At 69.5% G+C, this 8054-nt stretch carries 5 protein-coding genes; 1 reads left to right on the forward strand and 4 read right to left on the reverse strand.

What is annotated here, in order from left to right; all coding sequences use genetic code 11:
* Positions 1 to 177: 177 nt before the first annotated feature.
* Both D581_RS0131655 and D581_RS0131660 read right to left on the reverse strand, forming a co-directional pair.
* On the reverse strand, positions 178 to 1383 hold the full coding sequence (locus D581_RS0131655; RefSeq protein ID WP_018961136.1) for a CU044_5270 family protein: 1206 nt from the start codon (positions 1381 to 1383) through the stop codon (positions 178 to 180).
* Positions 1380 to 2096, reverse strand: coding sequence for an RNA polymerase sigma factor (locus D581_RS0131660; RefSeq protein WP_032753400.1), 717 nt, complete (start codon positions 2094 to 2096; stop codon positions 1380 to 1382). The genes D581_RS0131655 and D581_RS0131660 overlap by 4 nt, the downstream gene beginning before the upstream one ends.
* Before the next feature lie 536 nt (positions 2097 to 2632).
* Here D581_RS0131660 and D581_RS0131665 point away from each other — a divergent pair.
* A complete protein-coding gene (locus D581_RS0131665; protein ID WP_018961138.1) occupies positions 2633 to 4081 on the forward strand; it encodes an alanine/glycine:cation symporter family protein in 1449 nt (482 codons plus the stop codon).
* A 396-nt stretch (positions 4082 to 4477) separates the two neighbouring features.
* Here D581_RS0131665 and D581_RS1000000140280 read toward each other — a convergent pair whose 3' ends face one another.
* Both D581_RS1000000140280 and D581_RS1000000141445 read right to left on the reverse strand, forming a co-directional pair.
* The gene (locus D581_RS1000000140280) at positions 4478 to 5494 is read right to left on the reverse strand and encodes a pyridoxal-phosphate dependent enzyme (RefSeq protein WP_158688650.1); all 1017 of its coding nucleotides are present in this window, start codon (positions 5492 to 5494) and stop codon (positions 4478 to 4480) included.
* Positions 5495 to 5786: 292 nt separating this feature from the next.
* Positions 5787 to 7736 carry a hypothetical protein gene (locus tag D581_RS1000000141445; RefSeq protein ID WP_018961140.1) on the reverse strand — a complete coding sequence of 650 codons (1950 nt, stop codon included), beginning with the start codon at positions 7734 to 7736 and terminating at the stop codon, positions 5787 to 5789.
* Positions 7737 to 8054: the final 318 nt, after the last annotated feature.

Raw genomic sequence — 8054 nt, forward strand, 5'->3', positions numbered from 1 at the left:
ACGCTATGCGGACGGGGGCGCGGCGCCAAGGCCGGACGAGCAGGGCGCGCGCGCACGGACGCGGACGGGAGGAGGGTCGGGTCCCGGTCCCAGTCCCAGTCCCGGCCCTGGCCCCGACCCTGGCCCCGGCCCTGGCCCCGGCGGAGAGGGTGGCCGGGGCGGGCACGGCAGGAAAGGTCAGGTTCCCGCAGAAGGGGTGGCCGGGGCGGCGGCCCGCCCGTCCGGAGCCGAGCCGGCCGGGCGTTGCTTGACGGCGTCGACGACGGCCAGGTCCGTCACCGCCGTATGACCCTTGACCGTTCCCGCCTTGATGCCCTCCACATCGCGCGTCTGCACGGTGCGCTCCCCCAGGTACGTGTACGTATCACGGTCGAAGATCCATTCGGTGCGCGAGCCGTCCTCCTCGTCGGTACGGGCGATGGCGACCCCGTGCCGACCGGCCGCGTCGACGGAATCGTCGACGAGGACCACCCCGGGAATCCGGGCCGCGGCGCGGTAGAGGGCGGCGGCGAGCTTCGGCGGAACCACCTGCTCCCTCAGCAGATCGCCGATGGTGCTGAAGGCCTGCTGGTCAGGGCCGTTGCCCATGCCCTCCGTCTCGTCGTAGATCTTCTCCACCAAGAGATCCGGGTCGGTGGGCAGGGTCCTCAGGTAGTCGTAGCTGGGCGAGTTGAGGGTGCGCTCCCCTCCTTCGGTGTCGTCCAGCGTGATGCCGTCGCGGTCGAGGTCCTCTTTGTAGGGCTCGATCAGCCAGCCCTTGCTGCCGTCGGGCGACATCCAGACCTCGCGGGGATGGATCTTGTCGACGTAGCTCCTGTTCTTCCCGTCGGCGCCCTCCCAGGAGGTCAGCCAGGAGACCTCGCTCCGGACGTACAGGAACTGCCCCGGGCCCGGCTCGGGCAGCTCCGCCCTGGCCGCCGCCCCGGAGATGTCGGCCACCGCGCCCGCCAGCCCCGCAGTGCTGCCCCGGACCACTTGGACGACCGGCGCGGGAACGACCCCGGCGGGCGGGGCGACCGCACGGCCGGGGGTCTCCGAACCGCCGGAGCCGCCCGGGCTGCCCGCGAGTCCGGCGACCCCGGCGGCGGCCAGGGCCAGAGCGGCGGCAACGCCGACCAGGACCGGCCGACGGCCGGAGCGGCGGGCCGGCCGGGGGGTGTGGTCCCCCGCGTACGCACCGGCGGGCGGGGCGCCGGCCGGTGCCCCGGGCAAGGGGTCGGGCGCGGTGTCGGGCGTCCGGTTCCGGATCTCGGTCATCAGGTGCTCCTCAAGGCCGCTCAGACGGTCGGAGGAGAGTTCCGGATCACCGGGTGCGGGCAGCAGCCGGGCCAGGTCCGCGCGGTCCAGCGGCTCTTCGCGCCGCCGCCAGGGGGTGCGGATCATCGGGTTCTCTCCTCGTTCGACCGGGCCGCTGTGATGCGGCCACCCTGTACTTGTCCGCCGGTCCCACCGGGTTCCATCCCATCGGGTTCCGTTCTGCGGGATGCGGCCCTCCGGGGTTCGGTCCTGCGGGGTTCCTCCCTGCCGGGCTCCGTCCTACGGGGTTCCGCCCCGCCGCCCCGTCGCCGTAACTCGCTGTCGGTGAGCTTGCGGAGCCGGGCCCGCGCACGGGACAGCCAGGACCGCACAGTGCCGACCGGCACGCCGAGCGCCACCGCGGCCTCGGCGTAACCGAGACCGGCCCACACGCAGAGCGCGAACACCTCCCGCTCGGCACGCCGCAGTTGCCCCAACGCGCGCTTGGCCGCAGCGAGTTCGTCGGAGTCGGCGATCCGCCCGACGAGTTCGTCGGCGAAGTCGGGCAGAACGTCCCGCAACGGCACCCTGGCCAGCGCCCTCTCATGGCGGCGGGCGGCGCGCCCCGTGTTGCGCAACACGTTGACGGCGATGCCCATCAGCCAGGGCCTCGGGCTCTCCCCCTCGTCCCGCAGCTTCTCGCGCAGCCGCCATGCCTCCAGGAACGTCAGCGACACGACGTCCTCGGCCGCGCTCCAGTCTCCGGTGGTCCGGACGGCGTGCCGGAAGACGAGCTGGGCGTGATCGCGGAACAGCTCCCGGAAGGCATCCGGATCCCCCGCGCGGATACGCGCGTGCATCGAGTAGTTCACCCCCTGACTTGTCCGCCCACCCGGCCGGGTTCCGGTGACGCGCATCACAGCGGACCCGCCCGAGGGGTCGCGGCGAAGCCGCGAGGAGAGGGCCCTCGCGACGGACGACCGGCGGACGCCTTCCCCGTGCGCCGATCCGCGGGTGGCTGACATGGACCGGGCCGTTCCCGCGTCGGGCCGTGGAACGCGGCCGGGCCACAGCGGCGCCACCGCGGACGCGTCCCGTCGAACAGAACTGACCGGTGGACAAGCCGGCGCCGGTAACCGACGGCGGAGCGAGCGTCAGCGACCGGCTCCGACGACGGCCGCGGCCGGGGATTTCCCGCACATATCAGGCTTATATGAGATAGGCCACTTTCGGGGGCCATAGGCAGGGGCGGTCACCCCGGCCTAGAGTCCTGTCGTTTGCGGAGTGTTCGGCTCCGCGCCGTCCTCCGGGCCAACCCTCCGCTCCGTACACGACCTGTACGCGCACGCGGAGACCGGGCCGACTCCCCGACTCACAAGGAACCGGGTACATCCACATGGGCACGTTGGAATCCTGGGTCGTCGAGCTCAACGACGCCTTCTGGACGTACCTGCTGATTCCGCTGGTCGCCGTCGCCGGCGTCTGGTTCACGCTGCGCTCCAAGGGCGTGCAGATCCGCCTGATCCCGGAAATGTTCCGGGTCGTCAGGGACAAGCCGCAGTCCGGCGTCAGTCCCTTCGGCGCCTTCACCATCTCCGCCGCCGCGCGGATCGGCACCGGCAACATCGCCGGTGTGGCCACCGCGATCACCATGGGCGGCCCCGGAGCCGTCTTCTGGATGTGGGTGATGGCCCTGGTCGGCGGTGCCTCGGCGTTCGTCGAGTCGGTCCTGGCCCAGTTGTACAAGGTGCGCGACACCGAGCCCGGTACGTACCGGGGCGGCCCGGCCTACTACATGCAGAACGCGCTCGGAATGCGCTGGCTCGGCATGGTCTTCGCCGTTCTGATCACGCTGACCTTCGGGTTCGTGCTGACCGCGGTGCAGTCCAACACGATCACGGTGGCCACGAAGGGCTCCTTCGGCTCGGACGCCTCCTGGTTCAATCCCGTCCTCGGCGTCGTGCTCGCCGTGCTGCTCGCGCTCGCGGTGTTCTTCGGCGTGAAGCGCCTGACGGCCGTCACCAAGGTCATCATCCCGGTGATGGCCGCGCTCTACCTGCTGACCGGCCTGGTCATCGTGCTCCTCAACCTCGGCAACGTGCCGGGCCTGCTCGGCGACATCATCGGCGGCGCCTTCGGCTTCCGCGAGGTCGCGGGCGGCGCCGTGGGTACGGCGATCCTGCAGGGCGTGCGGCGCGGCATGTTCTCCAACGAGGCGGGCATGGGTTCCGCCCCGAACGCCGCCGCGGCCGCGGAGACCACGCACCCGGTCAAGCAGGGCCTGGTCCAGGCCCTCGGCGTCTACTTCGACACCTTGGTCATCTGCACCATGACCGCCCTCGTGATCCTCTCCGCCAACCCGGCCCTCGGTGAGCGCGGCGGCGCGGACGTCACGCAGGCCGCCTTCACCAGCACGCTCGGCGACTGGGCCGGTCACCTGCTGACCCTGGTGGTCTTCATGCTCGCCTTCAGCTCCATGATCGGTAACTACTACTACGGTGAGTCCAACATCCAGTTCATCACCCGCAGCAAGAGCGTGATGGGCACGTACCGTGCGATGGTCGTCGCCTGCGCCGTCCTCGGCGCGATCGGCTCCGTCCCGCTGGTCTGGAGCCTCGCGGACGTCACGATGGGCGCGATGGCCCTGGTCAACCTGATCGCGATCATCCCCCTCAGTGCGGTCGCCTTCCGCCTCCTCGACGACTACCTGGCCCAGCGTCGCCAGGGCCTCGACCCGGTCTTCCGCAAGGACCGGGTTCCGGGCCTGCGCGGCGAGGTGGAATGCTGGGGCACTTCGGACCAGGACGCCGCACCGCAGGAGCGGAGCCCGGTCGGCTCGCTCTGACACGGACGCGCCCCCGCGCGACCGTACGCATCGAAGGGCGGCATCCCCGAAAGGGTCCCGCCCTCGGGCGTTTCGAGGTCGGGCCCGCGTCCCAGGCACCGTGTCGAGCCGCGGCGCGACCGTATTGCGGCGCACAGCGGCAACGGGGGCGACCTCCGAAACCCCTGTCCGCTGGGGCACGTTTCTCGGACCATGTGCGGAGCCGGATGGCGAGGGCTGCGAGCGTGACGGTACCGAGGGCGCTGTAGGCGCGCTTCTCGTCACGGGTCGCGAGGGCGCGAAAGCCTAAGAGCGGCTTCGTCTGGCTGAGAAACCCCGACTGGCCTGCCCGCACCCCACCCAACAAGCCGAAACGGGCGACCAGATGAACAAGCAAGCCGACACGGAAGATCGAGGCTAACCCGCCGCCGTGACCAGGGCGACGATATCGCCCCCACTTCCCTGTTGTAGGAGTTCGGCCGCGCCGGCCATTGCGGCGGCAGAGGAGAGTTCGACCAGCCAGCCATGGGAGGCAGCTTCAGCCTGTGCCCTGGCCAGGTCGTCGTCGTCGAGGACCAGGACATCGCCCCCGCTGCGGCGAACTGCCCTTACAGCAGCGGCTGTTGCCTGGGGGTCGCTGATCGACAATGCTGCCACCCGGTCGGGGTACTCGCTCGGCAGCGGCTGCTCGCGACCGCTCCGGACCGCCTCCTGGAGGCTGGGGAAGCGCACCACCGCGAGCATGCGGGGGACCCGGGAGATCCAGCCGAGCCTCCGGATTTCGTCGAACCCCGCCACCATCGCGCAGAGGGCATCACCGCGGGAGACCGGTACGACGATCCAGTCGGGGGGCGACCAGGATCGCTGTTCAGCGATCTCGTAGGCCAGTGAGCGGTACGCGCGAACGCCGACGGGCTGACTGCTCACCGGCGGGATCCGGTAGTTGCTGATGGGGTACCAGTCTTGCTCGCGGACCCCGCGTTCGAGTTCGGTCCACCGGGCATGCCAGGTTTCGGTGAAACGGATCTCGGCCCCCATTCCTCGCAGCGAACACTCCATGTCCGACGACGCCATTCCGCCATTTTTGGCGAGGATCACGCAGCGCAGGCCCGCGGCAGCGGCATAGGCGGCCGTGGAGACCGCTGCGTTCCCGGTCGAGGCGACCGCGACCGTCCTGAACCCCTGGGCCTGCGCCCACGACACGGCCAGACTCGCCATCCGGTCCTTGAATGATCCGGTCGGATTTGCCCGTTCGTCCTTGATCCAGACTCCTGCCATGTACCGCAGGGGGACAAGTGGAGTATTGCCCTCCCCTAAAGAGACCGGGTTCGGCAGGGGAGGGAAGAATTCGCGCCACTTCCACATCGAGGTGTCGCCCTGCACGAGGTCGGGTCGCTGCGGTCTGCCGCCTTCACGGTGCAACTCCACGGCCATGTGCACACCCCGGCCCCGACAGCGCGGACAAGCCCGCACTTCGTGGGATATCCCGCCCTCCCACAGGCAACTTGGGCATCTCAGGCCCCATAGGTCACTGTGGTTAGCCAAAATTAATCTCCCTTCGAAATCCGATAGTGATCTTTTATGTTCATCAAGCAATATCACGGTGGGCTTGACGCAACTCAATCCATGACGGGGGAGTTCATGGATCGGCATGTGCGTGTGCCACTCAAGGGGCCGACGAGAGATGAAGCCCGGTGGCCGGATTACCTCATCTCCCGGCTGAGGCTCACCTCACGGTCGGAGGCTTGGGCCACGCCGCGCCCTCGGCTGCGGCATCGAGGATGTCGCCCAGACGGAGCCAAGCGGTGGGGCCGGCGTACGAGGCAGGGCTGTCGGCCAGCCTGGACCAGGCCCCCTCGTCGGCGCCCAGGGTGGTCGTCACGAGTGAGGCGACCGTCGTGTGCGCCATGCCGCGTGCCGGACCTCCGACGGTGAGGGCCGTCCAGGCGGGAAGGGCGCGGATGAGGTCAGCGGAGCAGTCCGGGAGCGCCAGAACCTGCCGGGCCCACCCTTCGCGTTGCTGTGGGCTGCCGCCGAGGCGCTTGCGCAGGTCGGTGGTCATCCGGAGCAGCGCCGCACGAGGGGTGGAGTGCCGTTCCAGGACATCGGCGAAGCGGAGGTTCTGCCGGTAGGAGTCACGGCTGGCGAAGGACAGCAGTGCCTTCTCGACGAGTTCGTCGTCGCCCGGGTGCCGGGAGAGGTAGTCGTCCAGGATGTCGTCGGGCACGGCGGACAGTCGTTGCACGGTGACCTGATCCGGGTTTCCCAGGCCCGTGTCACGGGCTGCCGCGGCCGGGTCTCCAAGGATTGCCTCGACGGCTGATCGCAGGCCGGCCAGCTCGCGGTCGCTTCGCTCCGTGGCGAAGTCGACGGTCTCCCAAGGCTTCCGGGGCTGTGGCCGGGTGTGCTGGAGCACTGTGCGGGCCTTCTCCCGCACCTCGGTGGTGAGGTCGGGGAGGTGGACGAGCAGGGCGTGCAGCCAGCGTAGGTCCTGAGGACCGGGCCGGGTGTTCTTCGCGTCGGCCTCCCAGAGGCGGAGTGCCTCCAGTGCCACGTCGGCGAAGCCGCGGCTGAGCTCAACAAGAAGCTCGTCAGGGGCACGCCAGATGTGCGGATCGCCATAACGTGGCTTCGCGTCGGCCGGGTTGAGGATGTACCGCCAGGACTTCTCCGCCGCGGCCCGCACCCAGGAGACCGCACTGTGGAGGCCGTACTCGTGACGCTCGAGAGCGCCGTCCAGGAACAACTCGAGCTGTCGCAGATCCGCTGCTGTAGCAGATTCGAGGTCGACGGAAAGGCGCTCCCGCACCTGCGGCGCGGACAGGCCGTCCCTCATCATCCGACAAGCCCGCGTGACCAGGGCCCACCTCTTGAACCGGGCGAGGTCACCGGTGGCGACCTCTTCGAGCAGAGACGCTTCCACATCCCAGGGGACGGTGCCCAAGAGATGAGTTCGTACAGCCTGATTCGCCTTGGTGTTCTTCGCCCAGGTGAGCAGCTGTCGATGACGTGCGGTCTGCACGGACACCACGCGTCCCCACATCGACTCCCACGCCTCGCACGCCGCCATGTAGACCTCGTAACGCTCCAGGATGTCGTCGTCCTCGGTGTCCTCGCCCTCGGAGAATTCGGGGCAGTCCGGAAGAAGGCCTAGCGAGGCGGAAAAGACGGCGTCGTCCAGCCCGGGCTCACGAAGGATCAACTGCGCGACGCCGGGCTGTTCCAGAAGATCCGGAGACATCGGCTGGCCATGAGGGCCTCGGCGGTTCAGCTCTGCGACGATCGCCCTGGCCATGGCATCGCCGCAGCCCTCCTGGCCGAGTGCGCCGATCTGTGGGACGGAGCAACGCCGTAGCGCCTCTTCTCTCCAGCCGTCGATGCAGGAGGGGTGGGCCAGCGCTGTGGCGGCCAGGTGCAGCGGAGATCCGGCGTAGAGACCGGCTTCTCCTTTGGCCAGTCCACCATCGATCGCGGCCTGGAGCATCCACTCCGGGGCGGAGGTGCTGAGTGCCCCGCGCAGGAGAGCGAGGATCAAGTCGTCGCGCGCGCTGCCCGCCGCGAGCTTCCTGGCCCGCTCCACAGCCATGCGCACAGGAGGCGTATCAGGCTCGGACCGCGCGGCGATCGTGCGCAGGAACTCGATGGGCAGGCCGGTACGCGGCTCTTCAACGGTCATGGAGCCCCCCACGGTGTCACGAGTGCTCCCACCATCGTGGCCCACACCACTGACATTGATGCTGGTACTCAGGTCCCGGTGGTCGTGGCTCGACCACTGACTGACGCCCTGCTGGGCTGTCCTCGTGCTGTTCTGTCCGGCTGCCGGGACCTGTTCTCATGGCTCCGGCCGGGCGGAACATGACCTGATAGGAGCTTGGTCAGAAGCCCCCTCAATGTCCTGTCTGCGCCACCCGGCCGGCGCCCACCTTCGGCTGGGAAGGCAGCATCAGCATGACATCAGCGATCGAGGACGACACCGCGGACCAGGACGTGTTCG

This window comes from Streptomyces sp. CNB091 (assembly GCF_000377965.1).

Coding starts and splice junctions, on each gene's coding strand:
- D581_RS0131655 (WP_018961136.1), bottom strand. CDS start 1,383: ATGATCCGCACCCCCTGGCGGCGGCGCGAAGAGCCGCTGGACCGCGCG.
- D581_RS0131660 (WP_032753400.1), bottom strand. CDS start 2,096: ATGCACGCGCGTATCCGCGCGGGGGATCCGGATGCCTTCCGGGAGCTG.
- D581_RS0131665 (WP_018961138.1), top strand. CDS start 2,633: ATGGGCACGTTGGAATCCTGGGTCGTCGAGCTCAACGACGCCTTCTGG.
- D581_RS1000000140280 (WP_158688650.1), bottom strand. CDS start 5,494: ATGGCCGTGGAGTTGCACCGTGAAGGCGGCAGACCGCAGCGACCCGAC.
- D581_RS1000000141445 (WP_018961140.1), bottom strand. CDS start 7,736: ATGACCGTTGAAGAGCCGCGTACCGGCCTGCCCATCGAGTTCCTGCGC.